Annotated in this window: 7 protein-coding genes; 4 read left to right on the forward strand and 3 right to left on the reverse strand. The window is 66.0% G+C overall.

All coding sequences use genetic code 11. The features are described 5' to 3' along the window. Window positions 1-37: 37 nt before the first annotated feature. Window positions 38-3,049: a TonB-dependent receptor gene (locus tag PX554_RS12280; protein WP_275502091.1), complete on the reverse strand. Its 3,012-nt coding sequence runs from the start codon at window positions 3,047-3,049 to the stop codon at window positions 38-40. A 303-nt stretch (window positions 3,050-3,352) separates the two neighbouring features. Here PX554_RS12280 and phoA point away from each other — a divergent pair, with 303 nt between their 5' ends. The 4 genes from phoA (at window position 3,353) to PX554_RS12300 (ending at window position 10,961) form a co-directional block, all read left to right on the forward strand. Next, entirely contained in the window at window positions 3,353-4,768 is a 1,416-nt protein-coding gene (gene phoA / locus PX554_RS12285) for an alkaline phosphatase (RefSeq protein ID WP_275502093.1), read from the forward strand. 71 nt (window positions 4,769-4,839) lie between these two features. Beyond that, window positions 4,840-6,927, forward strand: a complete 2,088-nt coding sequence (locus PX554_RS12290) for a phosphocholine-specific phospholipase C (protein WP_275502094.1) — start codon at window positions 4,840-4,842, stop codon at window positions 6,925-6,927. A 17-nt stretch (window positions 6,928-6,944) separates the two neighbouring features. Next, window positions 6,945-8,015 (forward strand): Ca2+-dependent phosphoinositide-specific phospholipase C, encoded by a 1,071-nt coding sequence (locus PX554_RS12295; protein WP_275502097.1) that lies wholly within the window; start codon window positions 6,945-6,947, stop codon window positions 8,013-8,015. 144 nt (window positions 8,016-8,159) lie between these two features. Continuing rightward, window positions 8,160-10,961, forward strand: coding sequence for a TonB-dependent receptor (locus PX554_RS12300; protein WP_275502099.1), 2,802 nt, complete (start codon window positions 8,160-8,162; stop codon window positions 10,959-10,961). Between the two features lie 71 nt (window positions 10,962-11,032). Here the strand turns inward: PX554_RS12300 and PX554_RS12305 are convergent, their stop codons facing one another. Both PX554_RS12305 and PX554_RS12310 read right to left on the reverse strand, forming a co-directional pair. Then, window positions 11,033-13,516: a glycoside hydrolase family 31 protein gene (locus PX554_RS12305; RefSeq protein WP_275502101.1), complete on the reverse strand. Its 2,484-nt coding sequence runs from the start codon at window positions 13,514-13,516 to the stop codon at window positions 11,033-11,035. 73 nt (window positions 13,517-13,589) lie between these two features. Beyond that, on the reverse strand, window positions 13,590-15,200 hold the full coding sequence (locus PX554_RS12310) for an alpha-amylase family glycosyl hydrolase (RefSeq protein ID WP_275502102.1): 1,611 nt from the start codon (window positions 15,198-15,200) through the stop codon (window positions 13,590-13,592).

The following is a 15,200-nucleotide window of genomic DNA, read 5'->3' on the forward strand; positions in this document are numbered from 1 at the left end:
CGCCTCCTGGAAGCGAACCCGGCGATCTGCGCACGGCTCAGAAGCCGAGGCGCGCCGTCACCCGCACGGAGCGCGGGTTTTGGTAATTGACCGGCATCCGGTAATCGGTGTTCACCGATCCGTCGCCCTGCTCACCGAAGTTGTTGTACGACGTGACCGCCTGGCTGTTGAACAGGTTGAACACGTCGAGCCGGATCGATGCATCTACGCCGTGGGGCAGTGGCAGATGGACGATCGCGCTTATGTCGAACTGCGCAAGCCAGTCGCCGTTGAACGCGGTGCCACGCGGGATCAGCTTGCCCTGACAATAATAGCCATAACCGTGATAGGTGTTGGCGTAGGGATCGACGCTGAGCGGCACCGCGCCGATGCAGCTATAATGCGCGCCGGACTGGACGATCGCATTGCCGCCGAGATCGAGGAACTCGAACAGGCGATAGCTGCCATACGCCTTGAAGCTGTGGCGGCGGTCGCTTGGCAGATAGCCATAAGCGCCATTGACGAAGCCCGGCGAGTCGAAGTCGGCGGTACGGTTGATCGCCGCCTGCCCGTTTTCGGAGCGCACACCGCCCTCGTAATTCCCCTTGTTGAACGACAGCGTGTAGGAGGCGGCGAGGCTCCAGACCTTGTCGAAGCTGCGATCGAAGGTGAGCGTCAGCGCGTTATAGTTGCGGCTCGGCTTGGGATAGCCGAGATCGGCCGCCTTCAGCGTCACGGTGGGCGTCGAACCGTCGGGGAGCTTGTTGAGCTGCACCGTCACGTCCTCGCCCGGATTGGCGATGACGAACTGATTACCGCCCGAGAAGGTCGATTGGCACGCCGCCGCCGCCATGCCCGCTGCCACGCAATATTTACGCGCGGCGATGTCGATCGACATGTCCTCAATCACGTTTTGAAGCTCGCGGTGCGTGAAATACGCACCGATCCGCACATGGTCACCGAACTGATGCTCGGCGCCGACGATGAACTCATTGTCCGACTGCGGCTTGATATTGGTGGCGATCGCGCCCGCCGGGTTGAACGCCGATCCGTCCGCCGAGACCTCGCAATTCTTGATCTTGGTGTCCGGGCAGGCGGTGGTGTTGACGACCGACAGAATCGGCGCGCCATCGACCGGGATGTTCCCCGCCCCGCTGGTGCCGTTGAACAGATTGTAGCGGGTATAGGTGACGAGGCTGCCCGCGACGTTCAGATTGATGTCGCCCGCCATCGGCAGATAATATTTGGCGTACGATCCAAACACCTTGGTCCGTCCGTCGCCGAGCGGATCGAACGACGCACCGATGCGCGGTGCCCATTGGTCTCCCGATTCGAAGAAGGACTTGCCGTTCACGCCCTGGTTGCTGAAGCGGTCGTTGCGGAGGCCGAGATCCAGCCTGAGCCGATTGTCGAGCAGCGACCATTGATCCTGGAGGTAATAGGCTTCGTTGCGCACATGCGCTGTGCCGTTCTGCGCATAGACGCGCGTGGTGTAATAGGTGGTGCCGACCGGCAGCCCGATCCGCGCCGCGGACTCGTTTGTGACGTTGTAGATCTTGAACGCGCCCGCGCCGATCGTCTGGAACGTCTGCGTCTGCGTGTCCTTCTCATGGTCATAGCCGAAGCGGACGTGGTGCGAGCCCAGCAGGTGGAACTGGAGATCGGCGTCGATGCGGTAGAATTCGCGCTCGTTATCGGTCTTGCTGTAGGCGTCGGTCACTTTGTTCGCACCGATCTGGATACCGGCCGGATCGCTACGGTAATCGACCACCTGCGAATTGGTGGTGTCGAGCGGCAGGTTGCCCGAGCGCAGCTTGTTGACGCCGTACGCGCCGGACAGCGTCAGCCACGGCGTGAACGTCCCCGTATAACGGCCGACATAGTTGACGCCGCCCGCGCGTGCGTTGGTGCCGCCGGTCTGCACGCCGCGCGTGTACGTGGTGCGATCCCACGCATAGCTGCGGTTCAGCGTGTCGTTGGTGGTGTCGAAATAGGTGAATTCGAAGTGATGGTCGCCGGTGATGTAGCCATCGACCTTACCGCCCCAGAACGGGCTGCGGTTGGTTACGCCGGTCGAGTTGTTCTGGTTCTTTGACGGCGTGAACGAGCGGATGTCACGGAAATTGTAGAGACCATAGACGAACAGATGATCCTTGATGATCGGCCCGCTCGCCTGCAGGATCAATTCCTGCCGGCTGGCGCGGGCATGCGCGTAATCGGTGGTACGGGTCGAGCGTGAGCTGTCGCGCAGCGCGTCGGGTTCGGTGATGCCGGTGACGCTGGCATGATATTCGTTGGAACCCGATTTGGTCGTGGCGACGACATAGCCGCCGGTCGCGCGGCCGAACTCGGCGGGCGCACCCCCGGTCTTCACCTCGACGGTCTGGTAGAAGTCGAACGGTACTTCGGTCGGCTGGCCGCCCGACACGAAATCGGTCACGTTCAGCCCGTTGATGTAGAAGGCGTTTTCGGTGAACGCCGCACCGGCGATCGAGACCTGGTTGGCGAAGCCGCCGTTGGACGGCGACGAACCCTGCACCGTGCCGGGCGTCAGCAGCATCACATCGCGCAAGCTGCGGCCGATCGGAACGCGCTGCGTCAGCGAGCCGAGGTTGATCGTGCTGCCGACGGTCGTGTCCTGGAAGTCGGCGACGCGCTGACGCGAACCGGTAACAACGATATCGCCATTCTGCGAGGCCGTGACCAGCCGATAGCTGTTCGCACCGCCCGTCTCGCGGGTCAGCGGGACGTTGCGCTCGGTGTAGGCCGTGAAGCCGTCGGCGGTGATGGTGACGTCGTAATTGCCCGGCGACAATTGCGGAATCGTGTAGGCGCCCGCACCATCGGTCGTCGCGCTGCGGCTGACGCCCCGGTCCGACGAGGTGATCTTCACCTCGGCACCGGCGATCGGCGCGCCGTCCTGCCCGGTCACACGGCCGGAGGCGACGATGTTGGTATAATCCTGTGCCTGCGCGGCCGGCGTGGAGATGGCGACGGCGGAAACCGTCGAGCCGAGCATCAACAGCGCGCGCAAGGCGGCGCGCGACGAACGTCGCGTGGAGCGAAACATGGAAACCCCCTTGGTGAAACGAAAGCGGCGGACCCGGTTCAACCGCGTCCCGGGAGCGCCGCTAATCGCGGTTGTTGGATTTTTTGTGACAAACCGACAAAAACCTCACATCGAGGCGACGCACGCTCATCAGCGCACCGGGAATGACCCTCGCGAGCATTTCGACAACGTCATTCAGGTCGCAGACCATCGGGCGGCGCCGGGCATGTCGACGCCCATTGTATCATTCCTGCAAGAATAGCCCGCTAGCCGCATCCTGACCGTCGCCTTCAGGCGGCGAATCCCGCCGATCAAGGACCGCCGATGACCTTTCCCCTGCGCTCGCCGTTCGCCGCCGTTCTCGCCCTCGCCACCGCGACCGCCGCCGTCGGGCAGTCGGCCCCTGTCGATCTCGCGCGCGCCGCCCAGGGAGACCTCAGCCAACCCGGCGGCGCGCGGCGCATCAAGGGCGACATGACCGCAACCTACCGCGCGCTGATCCGCGATGGCGCGGTGCGCAACGTGATCCTGCTGATCGGCGATGGCATGGGCGATTCCGAAATCACCCTCGCCCGCGATTATGCCGAAGGCGCGGGCGGCTATTTCAAAGGTATCGACGCACTGCCCGTGACCGGCCAATACACGCATTATTCCCTGGAGAAAGCGACCGGCAAGCCGGATTACGTCACGGATTCCGCCGCCTCGGCGACCGCGTGGAGCACGGGGGTGAAGAGCTACAACGGCGCGATCGGCGTCGATATCCGCGAAGCGCCGCACCCCTCGCTGATCGAGCTTGCCAAGGCCGCGGGCTTCGCGACGGGCGACGTGACCACCGCCGAGATCGAGGATGCGACCCCCGCCGCGCAGATCGCGCACGTCACCATGCGCGCCTGCTTCGGCCCGGTCGTGACGAGCAAGCTCTGCCCCACCAACGCACTTGAAAAAGGCGGCGCCGGCTCGATCGCCGAGCAACTGCTCAACACCCGCCCCGACGTCGCGCTCGGCGGCGGCGGCGCCGCATTCGCGGAAACCGCGCGGGCCGGAGCGTGGCAGGGCAAGACGCTGCTCGATCAGGCGCGCGCGCGTGGCTTCGCAGTGGTGCAGGATGCGGCGGGGCTCAACGCGGTCACCAGCGCCGACGCCAGGCGCCCGCTGCTCGGCGTGTTCGCGCCAGGCAACATGCCGGTGCGCTGGAAGGGGCCGCGCGCCAGCCATCACGGCAATATCGACCAGCCGCCCGTCCGCTGCGAAGTCAATGCCGAGCGTACCGCCAGCGTGCCGACGCTCGCGGCGATGACGACCAAGGCGATCGCGCTGCTGCGCAAGAATCCCAAGGGCTTTCTGCTCCAGGTGGAAGGCGCGTCGATCGACAAGGAGGATCACGCCGCCAATCCGTGCGGCCAGATCGGCGAGACAGTCGATCTCGATGAGGCGGTACAGGTCGCGCTGGCCTTCGCCAAGGCAGACGGACACACGCTGGTGATCGTCACCGCCGATCATGCGCATACCAGCCAGATCATCGGCAACGGCAGCCAGGCGCCGGGGCTGACCGAGGCGTTGTTGACCAAGGACGGCAGCGTCCTCACGGTGAATTACGGCACCTCGGAAGTCGGCTCGCAGGGGCATACCGGCACGCAGTTGCGCGTCGCCGCCTACGGCCCGCGCGCGGCCAATTTCGCCGGCCTCACCGACCAGACCGATATGTTCTACACGATCCGCGATGCGCTCGGCCTGAAGTGAGGCCGTGACCGTCCTGCGCGCGTCGCCGTGTCGCGCGCGGCCGCCCTGTCCACTCTTGTGAGGTCTTCGCCATGATCGACCGTCGCTCGCTGCTCCGCCACTCGATGCGAGGCGCGGCCCTCGCCGCGATTTCGCCGGCGCTCGCACGCGCCGCCGCGATCGGCCCCGACCGGCGCGGTGGCGGCCTTGGCGACATCGACCATATCGTCGTGCTGATGCAGGAGAATCGCAGCTTCGACCATTATTTCGGAACGATGCCGGGCGTGCGCGGCTTCGGCGACCGCTTTCCCATTCCCGTCGCCGGTGTGGCGGGCGGCCCTTCGCGCACCGTCTGGGATCAATATGACGGTACCGCCAAGCCACCGCGCGTCCTGCGCCCGTTCCGCATGGCGACCCGCGAGCATTTCGAGCTGATGCGCGTCGCCGGCACGCCGCACAACTGGCCCGATGCACAGGCCGCGTGGGATCACGGTCGCATGGGCCACTGGCCCGAGGCCAAGACCCAGCGCGCGATGGCGCATTACGGCGCCGAGGATCTGCCCTTCCAATTCGCGATGGCCGACGCCTTCACCCTTTGCGACGCCTATCACTGCTCGATGCAGACCGGCACCAATTGCAACCGGCTGTTTCAATGGACCGGCACCAACGATCCATTCGGCCGTGGCGGCGGCCCGACCATCGAGAACCCCGACGACGATCTCGCCAAGCCCGATGCGGCCAGCAGCCCGCGCTTCTTCTGGACCACTTACCCCGAGCGGCTCGAGGCGGCCGGGGTGAGCTGGGCGGTCTATCAGGACATGGCGGACAATTTCACCGACAATCCGCTCGCCAATTTCCTCCAGTTTCGCGCCGCCTACCGGGGCGATCCGGGATCGCGCGGCGTGTTGCGCGACAAGGGGCTGGCAACACGCGCGCTCGATGCGCTCCGCGCCGATTGCCTGGCCGACCGTCTGCCCAGCATCAGTTGGATCGTCGGGACGGCGGAAGGATCGGAACATCCCGGCCCCTCCAGCCCCGCGCAGGGCGCCGCCTATACCGCACAGGTGATCGCGGCCTTGACCGCCAACCCCAAGGTGTGGGCGCGAACCGCCCTGTTCATCAACTTCGACGAGAATGACGGCTTTTTCGATCACGTGCCGCCCCCGGCACCGCCCTCGCCCGACGCCGGCGGCTTCGCGGGCGCCAGCACCGTCAGCACCGACGGCGAATACCACCGCCTGCCCGCGCCCGGCGCCGAGAGCGACCGACCGGCGCTGCGCGGCCGACCATATGGCCTGGGGCCGCGCGTGCCGATGTACGTGCTGTCGCCGTGGACGCGCGGCGGGCGGGTGTTCTCGGAAGTGGCCGACCATACCTCGGTGCTACGCTTTATGACGGCACGGTTCGGCGTCGATGAACCCAACATCTCCGCATGGCGGCGGGCGGTGTGCAGCGATCTCGTGCCCGCGTTCGATTTCGCGCAGGGTGCCAGGCCCGCGGCGCTGACACGCTCGCTGATCGACACGATGGCCGAAGCGCCGGCGCGGCGGGCGGCGGCGCAGGCGATCGCGCATCAGCCGCGCCCGGGCGCGCCCGAGGATCAGCCGCCGCCCCGGCAGGCGGCCGGCATCCGCCCGGCGGTTGCGACGCGCTACCGGCCCGAAGTGCATGGTGCGGTCGAGGGCGGCGCCTTTCGCCTGACTTTCACGGCGGAGGGCGGTCTAGGCGTGGTGTTCCACGTCTATGACCGGTTACGGCTGGACGCGATCCCGCGCCGCTACACGGTCGAACCGGGCAAGATGCTGCACGCCGACTGGCCGCTGGATGGTGAGCGGGGCTACGATCTGTTCGTACTCGGGCCGGCGGGCTTCCACCGGCTGTTCGTGGGCAGCGGCCGCGCCGAACCCGTGGTGACGTGGCGCATCGTCGACGCTGGCGCGTCGGGCAAAGCGCTGCGGATCGAGGCGAAGCAAGCCGGCGGCGTGCAGGTCGCGCCGGGCGCTTATCATACCGAGCACACCGGCTGGACGCCCGAAGCGCCGGGCACGCACGCCTGGCCGCTCGCGCCGACGCACGGCTGGTACGACCTCATCCTCACCGCGCCGGGCGGATGGCGGCGTCGGCTGGCCGGGTGCGTCGCCGGACCGTGGGCCGCGATCAGCGATCCCGCCCAGGCATGATGTTTCGGAGACGATGGATGATCGACGTGCGCAAGGCATTGCTCGCCTGTGCCGCCCTGGCCGGCATCGGCGGCATCGCGTCGGGGCAGGACGCGTCGCCGCCGTCCGGCGCCGCCAACCCCGATGCCGATCGGCTGAGCGAGGCGCCGCTCAATGGAATGCGGGTGCTCGGATCGCACAACTCCTACCGACCCGCCTTTACCGCCGCCTCGCTCGCCGAACAGCGAGCCGTGCTGCGCGAGCAATCGGCCGGCGTGGAATATGGCCATCCGCCGATCGCGCGCCAGCTCGATCTCGGCCTGCGCCAACTCGAATTCGATCCGCTCGCCGATCCGCATGGCGGGCTCTACGCCGCACCCTATGTCGGCCAGCCCGATCGCTATGCCGCGATGCTCCGCCCCGGCCCCAAAATACTCCACGTACCCTTCGTCGACCGGCGCACGCTTTGCCTGACGATCGCCGAATGCCTGACGCAAGTCGCACGATGGTCCCGCGCGCATCCCGGGCACCATCCGATCGTCATCACGATCAATCCGAGTGAAGGGCATACCGATAATCCCATCATGCCAGACCTCCCCGCGTTCGACGAAACCGCGCTTGCCGCCGTCGATGCCGCCGCGCTCGCCGCGTTCGGGCCGCAGGGCCTCGTCACGCCCGATCAGGTTCGCGGCCGCCACGCGAGCTTGCGCGACGCGGTGACGCATGACGGCTGGCCGAGCGTGCGTGCCACGGCGGGCAAGGTGCTGCTGGTGCTCGATGCGGGCGGCACCGTGCTGGATCGGTATCGCCATGGGCATGCATCGCTACGCGGTCGCGTGATGTTCGGCTTTTACCCGGAGGACGCACCTGAAGCGGCCTTCCTGAACATCCAGGATCCGAGGCGGGATGAGACCGCGATCCGCCGTGCGGTCGCGGCGGGGTTCATCGTGCGAACCCGTGCCGATGCCGAAACCGTCGAGGCGCGCGCGCATGATCGGTCGCGGCTGGAGGCGGCGTCGCGCTCCGGCGCGCAGATCATCAGCACGGATTACTATGCCGGAGCGGACGATCCGCTGAAGCTCAATTTCGTCGTCCGGCTGGCGCGTTGACGTTAAAACGAAACGTCCAGAAGACTGTCACAAAAATAGCCATGAGCTGGAACCGTCCCGCCACAGAGCGCTGATAGCGGCACCTCCGTCGCAGCCCGCCACGCCGCTTTGGTGAAGGCACGCGCGACGGGGGGCCCACATATCATGAAATTCCGCACGACCGCGCGATTGCTGCTGCTTTCCTCGGCTTTCGCCATTCCAGCGCTCGCGCATGCGCAGGCGCAGGAGTCCACCGCCGCCGATGCTGACGCACCCGGCCGCGAGACGATCATTGTGAAGGGGAGCCGCCAGAAGGGCAGCCTCGAACAAGAGCAATTGGCCTCGCCCAACGCTGTCGCCGAACTGAGCGCCGCGAAGATCGAGCAAGCCCCCGACGTCAACCTCGCCGAATCGCTCGCGCGCCTGCCCGGCGTCAGCGTGTTCAACGGCGGACAGGGCAATACCAACAGCGTCGCGACGGACATCGCCGGTCGCGGCCAGGGCAATTACGTCGCGCTGCGCGGGATGGACGCAGAATATAACATCAACCTCATCAACGGTGTCGAAGGCGCGCAGGGGATGCCGTTCAGCCGTCAGGTGCCGCTCAACCTGCTGCCGCCCAGCGGTATGCACCGCATCGTCGTCAACAAGACCTTCCTGCCCGGGCTCGACGGCACCGCGATCGGCGGCTCGATCGATTTCCGCACCCCCACAGCCGCCGATTTCGACCGGCCGACGGTGTTCAACGTGTCGGTGACCGGGCGCCTCGCGTCGCGCGCGCGCGATTACAAGCAGGATGCCGACGGCGAGACCGCGACTGCCGAATTCGCCAAGACCTTCGGTGCGTCCAAACAGTTCGGCTTCTATGTGTCGGGCTATTATGACCGCACCAACTTCACCAACAGCATCGTCGATGGCGTGTATCCCGCTGCCACCAACGGACAGTGGACCTATGCGCTGCAAAACGTCGACGGCACCAGCGCCGCCCCAGGCTCGCGCGCGGACAACCTCACGTCGCTGGGCGTGAACGCGGGTTTCACCAACGGTCTCATCACGCGCTACGGCGGCAGCGCCTCGCTCGATTGGGCGCCGGACGAGAGCCAGCATTGGTACATCCGCGGCACCTATGCGCGGAATGATATCGCGCAGGATTCCTATTACGAGCAGATCTACGCCGACAGCACCAGCCGCACGCAAATCGGCACGACCGGCACCTATGCGACGAACATCACCCAGCTTCGCCCGCGCTATTATTTCAGCACCTCGCCCGAGCAGGCGCTGCTCGCCACCGCGCAACTGGGCGGCGACCTCAAATTCGGCAAGCTCACGCTGCGCCCCAACGCCTTCTTCAGCGCGGGCGAATATAACGCACCGGACCATCAGGAAATCTCGGCCCGCAAGCCCAATAGCGGCAGCTCCCTGCCCTATAGCGGCACGACGATGTTCACCTACCGCGACGGCCAGCCGATCCTGATCGGCTCCGCCGCGCAATATGCGTTCTTCGACGGGATCGCCAACTACAACGCCCGCCGTGCCGGCGAACTCTCCGCCGAATTCAGCCATCAGACCAAATGGGGCCTGAAGCTCGACGGCGATATCGACGTGGATGCCGGCGTGTTCAAGACGATCAGCTTCGGCGCCAAATATCGCGACGCCTATCGCAAGCACACCTACAACGATTATTCGTCCAATCGCGTCTTCGATGCCGCCGGGCACGAGGTAAGCTGGTCGACGCTCAATATCTTCGATGGCAGCGTGTCGCAGGTGGTGCCCGGTCTCTACAATTTCTCGGCACCGCTCATTAACCGAAGCGCGCTCGACAGGCTGTTCAACGCCGATATCGCGCAGAACTACGGAACGCTCGCCGACGCGGACGACAGTTGCAGCGATCCCGGCTCGGTCGCCGGCAATATCAACAATCACAATTGCAACACGCAAAGCGGGCATGAGCGGGTCACGTCCGGCTATGCCATGGCCACGTTCGGCGTCGGGATCGGTCAGGTACTCGTCGGCGCGCGCTACGAGCATACCGACATCACCAACGTCTACTGGACGCTCCCGACGGACGGCGCCGGCAATGAGATCATCGGCACTTTCGCGTCGAGCAAGACCACGTACGACAAGCTCTTGCCGAGCCTGCAGGTCAATCTACGGCCGAGCGAGCGGCTCGCGCTGCGCATGTCGGTATCGCGCACCTATATGCCGCCCTCGTTCTTCCAATTGGCCGGCGGCCAGCGGATCTCCAAGTCGGGCGGCGGCGCCGAAGCGGGCGGCACCACCAGCATCACGCAGGGCAACCCGGACCTGAAGGCGATGGAGTCGACCAACTTCGATGCCTCGGTCGAATTCGCGAACAACACGACGGCGCTGTCGGTGAGCGCTTTCTACAAGGCGCTCGACAACTTCTTCTACTCGCAGGTCAACAACTACGCCAACGTCTCGACCGAGACCGGTGCGACGACGATCTCCAAACCGGTGAACGGCGGCAGCGGTAACGTCTATGGCGTGGAACTGGCAGGTAGCGTCACGATCGAGGCGGCGCCCGCCCTTCCCGGAAGCCTCGTCCTGTCGGGCAACGCCACGTTCGAGGGGTCGCGCGTCGATCCCAAGGGCGGCCTCTCCCCGAACGAGCGGCTGCTCTACCAGCCCGATCTCACCGCCAACGCGCAGGTTTCATATCTCGTCGGCGGTCTGCGCGCCGATCTCTCGTACCGCTACACGAGCGATTATGTGTATCAATATGCGGTGATCGGCGGTTCCAGCGATCTCGATGGCTGGGTCCACGCCCGCTCGCAGCTCGATCTGCATGTGGCCTACGCCTTCGGCCCCGCCAAGCTCGAAGGCGCAATCTCGAACCTCTCCAACGAGCGCAGCTATTATGCCACGATCGGACGTTCCAGCAGCACGATCGGCGCCATCGTGGATTCGGGCCGGACCTTCACGCTGAAAACCTCCTACCAGTTCTGAGGAGATGCGGTCGGGGCGGCTGGCTATCACCCGCCCCGATCCGCCGACTGCCAAGACACCCGTCGCCGCCACTAACGCGCCGACAGCGCGATCCGGCTGGCGTGTTTCGGCGCGGGAATCGTGAAGGAAACGGTCTTGGCGGCGCTGTCCACAATCGCGTCGGTCGGCCTACCATCATGCTCGACATCGGCGCCCCCGGACCATCCGTGGACCGTAACGGTGATTTTCGACCACCACGGCGTGAAATGTCCCGCGCGTGGATCGAAGTCGATCGAGAGGCCGTGCGGGTTCGCGGCACAGCGCACCGTCTGACGCAGGGAGGCGCGCCGCGCATAGCCGAGGCTGTGGCCGTCATCCTCATAGAGCGTCCCTGCGCAGTCATCGCCCGGATAGACATCCAGCCGCAGCGGTCCGCTCGGGGTTTCCGCCGTGCTCTGTACCAGCGGCTGGCGTGGCAGAATCGTGCCCGCGCGGACGAAGACAGGGAGCCGTTCGAGCCGCGGCGTCTCGATCACCTTGTCGCCGCGCGTGTGCGCGGTCGGAACCGCCTGCGTCGCCGACTGGATCGGCCCTTCGGAGTCCAGCTCAGCGGTGCCGACCCGCTGGCCGCTCCAATAGTCGAACCAGCCGCCCGCGGGCAGGCAGACATCATAGGTCTGCGGCGATTCCGGGTTCGGCGGCGGCGCGATCAGCAGCGCCTTGCCGAGCGTGAACACCATGGACTGGTTGCACGAAGCGTTGAGCGCCGACGGGTAATCATAGAAGACCGGCCGCATGATCGGGTCGCCCAGACGGCTGTTCTGATCGGCGAGCGCGTAGAGATACGGCATCAGCCGGTAGCGTTCCTCGACGAAGCGGCGGCGGATCGCGAGATGATCGGGGCCATCGACCCACGGCTCGACCCGTGGCGTGCCGGTGGCGCTATGGTCGCGGAACACGGGGGTGAAGGCACCGATTTCGAACCAGCGGGTGAGCAGGTCGGCGCTGGGGCCGCCCGCGAAACCGCTGACGTCGGCGGCGCTGTACGCGAAGCCCGACAGACCGAGGTTGAGAATCTGGTGGATCGACAGCTTCAGATGATCCCAGGTCGCGCTGTTGTCGCCGGTCCAGGTGACCGCATAGCGCTGGCCGCCGGCATAGCTGGCACGGGTCATGACGAATGGGCGCTCGTCGGGGCGCAGCTTGAGCAGCCCGTCATACGTGGCGCGGGTATTCTCCATGCCATACACGTTGTGGATCTCGCGGTGGTCGGTCACGCGCGGCGCGAAATCGTCGCTGGCGATACGGTGACGGGTGTCGAGCGGCATGGTCTTGGTCGGCGTGGCGAAGATCGCCGGCTCGTTCATGTCGTTCCAGAAGCCGGCGATGCCGCTGTCGACGAAGCCGTTGAACAACCCACCCCAATAGTCACGCCCCGCCTTCTGCGTGAACTCGGGAAACACCGATGGCCCCGGCCACACCGGCGCGACATAGGTGCTGCCGTCCGGGTTCTTGACGAACGCATCCTGCGCCAGCCCGCTCTGATAAGGCGCATAGCCTTCATCGACCTTGGCGATGTGCAGGTCGGTGATCGCGACCAGCTTGATCCCGGTCTTGCCCATCTCCCGGACGAGTCCGGGCAGGTCGGGGAAGGTCTTGGGGTTGCTCGTGAACGGCCGGTTGCGATCCTGATAGTCGATATCGAGCCAGATCACGTCGGTCGGGATGCGGTCGGCGCGCAGCCGGGCGGCGATACCGCGCACCTCATCCGCCGACATGTAGCTATAGCGCGACTGTTGGTAGCCGAACGCCCATTTCGGCGCGAGCGGCGGCCGGCCGGTCAGGTCGGCGTAGCGGCGGGTGACTTCGGCCACCGAAGGGCCGGCGATGAAATAATAATTGATCGGGCCGTCAGGTCCGCCGAACTGAAGCGTGTCGGCGTCGCGGTGGCCGAAGTCGAACCAGGTGCGGTACGTGTTGTCGAGCAGGACGCCGTAGCTGCCCCCCGCCCCGCCGGTCGCGATGAAGAACGGGATGGACTTGTAGATCGGGTCGTCGGCACTGGTGAAGCCGAACGCGTCGGTGTTCCAGTCGACGAAGGCGTGCCCGCGCCGGTCCAGCCCCTGGGTCTTGTCGCCCAGCCCGAAGAAGTGTTCGGAGACCGGCAGTGTCTTGGCGATGGTGAACGCCGTGCCGTCGAGCTTCGCCGGGGCCGCATCGGCCGAGATCACCTTGCCGTCGAGCGTTTCGAACGACACGCCGCCGGTCGTACCAACGCGGACGCGAACGCTGGCGGTGGTGAAACCGTCGGGGGTGGCGGTGACCTTCACCGCCTGCCTGCGCACCGCCGCTGGCACCGCCCAGCTCGCATCCTCGGGATATTTCCCGTCCTTGGCGATGCGCACACGGATCAGCCCGTCGGTAAGCGCCGTCAGCCGCGTCGCGGTGGTAGCGGTGCGGATTTCGACGCCGTCGCTATGGGGCGTAAGCACAGGAGCGGTGCTCTGCTGCGCATATGCCGCCGGAATGCCGCCCAGACACGTCGAGACGGCGAGAAGCAAGGCGAGACGTTTCATGGCAAATCCTTGTGCAACGGATGGCGCTCGTGCGCGGTAGAGGTCACGTTCGCGGCTCGGCTGACGATCGCGGTCATCGCCGCACCACCAATCCCGAAAACGCGGGCAGGCGCGCCATGTCAGCGTCGTTCGCCGCGAGAATCGTTTCGCCCGTGGCGGTCGGCCCCGGCCAGTCGCGCGGCGTTGCTCCCAGATTGAACACGCACAGCAGGCGCTCGCCGCCCTCCTCCCGCTCGAACGCGATCACCGCATCATCGCTGTGGACGACGCGGATGCTGCCCCGGCGAAGCGCCGGATGCGCGTTGCGCGCGGCGATCACCGTCCGCGTCCAGTGCAGCAACGAGCCCGCGTCCGCCTGCTGCACATCGACCGCCAGGGCGCGATGATCGTCGCCGAACGGCAGCCACGGCTTTGCCGCGCCGCTGCCGAAACCCATGTCGGGCGCCGTCCCGATCCAAGGCATCGGCGTACGCGCCCCATCGCGTGACAGCGTCATCGGCCAGTTGGCGATCGCCTCGGGATCGAGCAACTCGGCGAATGGGATATCGACTTGGGTGAGGCCGAGTTCTTCCCCTTGATACAGGAAAATATTGCCGCGCAGCGCGACCAGCAACAGCATCTTCATGCGCGCGAACGCGGAGGCGTGCTCGGGCACGGTCCAGCGGGACAGCGCGCGCGGCGCGTCGTGATTCTCGAAGGCCCAGCTCGGCCAGCCGACGCCCGGCGCGTCGGGCCAATTGCCCACCGCATCGGCGATCAGGTCCGGGGTCAGCCGGTCGGCATAGAGAAAGTCGAAGCCATAGGCGCTGTTCAGGCGCGTATCTCCCGCGGTGAACGCTTTCATCTCGCGATCGCTGTCGTCGCCGCCGACCTCCGCCACCGTGAACCGCGCGCCATATTCGTCGAGCAAGGTGCGGATACGAGCGAGCAGCCCGAGAATGTCGGGATGACCTTGGTTATAGAGCTTGAGCTGAAAATCGAACGGCCGCGTGCGGGCGCGATTGGTGTCGGGCGCGGGCGGGTTATCGGTCAGCGCGGGATCATGCATCGCGAAATTGAGCGCATCCAGGCGGAAGCCGTCGACCCCGCGATCGAGCCAGAAGCGCGCGGTCGCAAGCAACGCCTCCTGCACCGCCGGATTGTGCCCGTTGAGCTGCGGCTGGTCCTTGAGGAAATTGTGCAGATAATATTGCTGGCGGCGCGCATCCCAGGTCCACGCCGGGCCGCCGAACACCGATTGCCAGTTGGAAGGCGGGGTGCCGTCGGGCTTCGCATCCGCCCAGACATACCAGTCGGCCTTGTCGCCCGAACGCCCGGCGCGGCTCTGCTGAAACCATGCGTGCTGGTCCGAGGTGTGTGAATAGACCTGGTCGATGATGATCCGAAGGTCGAGCGCGTGCGCGCGGGCGATCAACGCATCGAAATCGGCGAGCGTCCCGAAGATCGGGTCGACATCGCGATAATCCGCCACGTCATAACCGAAATCCTTCATCGGCGACGTGAAGAAGGGGGACAGCCACACCGCATCGACGCCAAGTGACGCGACGTGGTCGAGATGCGCGGTGATACCCGCGAGATCACCGATGCCGTCACCGTTCGAATCGGCGAAACTGCGCGGGTAGATCTGGTAGATCACGGCACCCTTCCACCAGGGAGTCGCGGTCTGTGCACGGGCAAGGGTCAT

Source organism: Sphingomonas pollutisoli, from assembly GCF_029167165.1.
In the GTDB taxonomy this organism is placed as follows: Bacteria; Pseudomonadota; Alphaproteobacteria; order Sphingomonadales; family Sphingomonadaceae; genus Sphingomonas; species Sphingomonas pollutisoli.

What these genes read in the sequence shown, in the direction of transcription:
- PX554_RS12280 (WP_275502091.1), bottom strand. Translation starts at nt 3,049, where the DNA reads ATGTTTCGCTCCACGCGACGTTCGTCGCGCGCCGCCTTGCGCGCGCTG.
- phoA (WP_275502093.1), top strand. Translation starts at nt 3,353, where the DNA reads ATGACCTTTCCCCTGCGCTCGCCGTTCGCCGCCGTTCTCGCCCTCGCC.
- PX554_RS12290 (WP_275502094.1), top strand. Translation starts at nt 4,840, where the DNA reads ATGATCGACCGTCGCTCGCTGCTCCGCCACTCGATGCGAGGCGCGGCC.
- PX554_RS12295 (WP_275502097.1), top strand. Translation starts at nt 6,945, where the DNA reads ATGATCGACGTGCGCAAGGCATTGCTCGCCTGTGCCGCCCTGGCCGGC.
- PX554_RS12300 (WP_275502099.1), top strand. Translation starts at nt 8,160, where the DNA reads ATGAAATTCCGCACGACCGCGCGATTGCTGCTGCTTTCCTCGGCTTTC.
- PX554_RS12305 (WP_275502101.1), bottom strand. Translation starts at nt 13,516, where the DNA reads ATGAAACGTCTCGCCTTGCTTCTCGCCGTCTCGACGTGTCTGGGCGGC.
- PX554_RS12310 (WP_275502102.1), bottom strand. Translation starts at nt 15,200, where the DNA reads ATGACCCTTGCCCGTGCACAGACCGCGACTCCCTGGTGGAAGGGTGCC.